The sequence below is a fragment of the Vibrio sp. 1978 genome, assembly GCF_033344345.1.
In genome coordinates, this window is the sequence record NZ_JAWPOP010000219.1 from 1 (window position 1) to 917 (window position 917).

At 47.0% G+C, this 917-nt stretch carries 1 protein-coding gene; it reads left to right on the forward strand.

The features are described from left to right. Positions 1-24 precede the first annotated feature (24 nt). On the forward strand, positions 25-917 hold an 893-nt coding region (locus R8N49_RS25660; protein ID WP_318190275.1), incomplete at its 3' end, for an anaerobic C4-dicarboxylate transporter.

Genomic DNA, 917 nt, shown 5'->3' on the forward strand with positions numbered 1-917 from the left:
TCTGTTTTGAATAAGGAAATCCACATGTTGTATCTTGAGTTTCTATTTTTGCTCGTGATGCTGTATATCGGCTCACGCTATGGTGGTATCGGCCTCGGGGTCGTATCTGGTATTGGTTTGGTGATTGAAGTCTTTATCTTTAAGATGCCGCCAACCTCCCCTCCTGTCACCGTTATGTTGATCATCCTAGCGGTTGTAACATGTGCATCGATTCTTGAAGCCGCAGGCGGTTTGAAATACATGCGTCAAGTTGCCGAACGTGTGCTTCGTAAAAACCCAAAACGCGTCACCCTGATCGCTCCTTTTGTGACTTACTTTATGACTTTCTTGCTCGGTACAGGTCACGCGGTTTACTCCATTATGCCAATCATTGGCGACGTTGCATTGAAAAACGGCATTCGTCCTGAGCGTCCAATGGCGGCGGCTTCTGTCGCTTCTCAAATCGCAATCACAGCCTCACCAATTTCAGCGGCCGTGGTTTACTACTTAGCGCAACTCTCTGATATTCAGCACGAGATCACTCTGCTTTCTATTTTGCTCGTTACGGTTCCAGCAACACTATTCGGTACGTTGCTAATGTCACTTTACAGCATCAAACGAGGTAAAGAACTGGAAGACGATGAAGAATACCAAGAGCGTTTGAAAGATCCTGTGTGGCGTGAAAAGATCCTCAACACAACTGCAACGTCTCTTGACGAAGTGCTACCAACAAGTGCTCGCAACTCTGTGTTGCTGTTCATCGCTTCTATCTTGGTTATCGTCGTTATCGCGATGTGGCCAGACATTCGTACCATTGTGGATGGCGCGAAACCAATTAGCATGGCCGTTGTCATTCAAATGATGATGCTCTGCTTCGGCGGTATCATTCTTCTTGCAACCAAAACTGACCCGCGTGACGTACCAAACGGTGTGGTCTT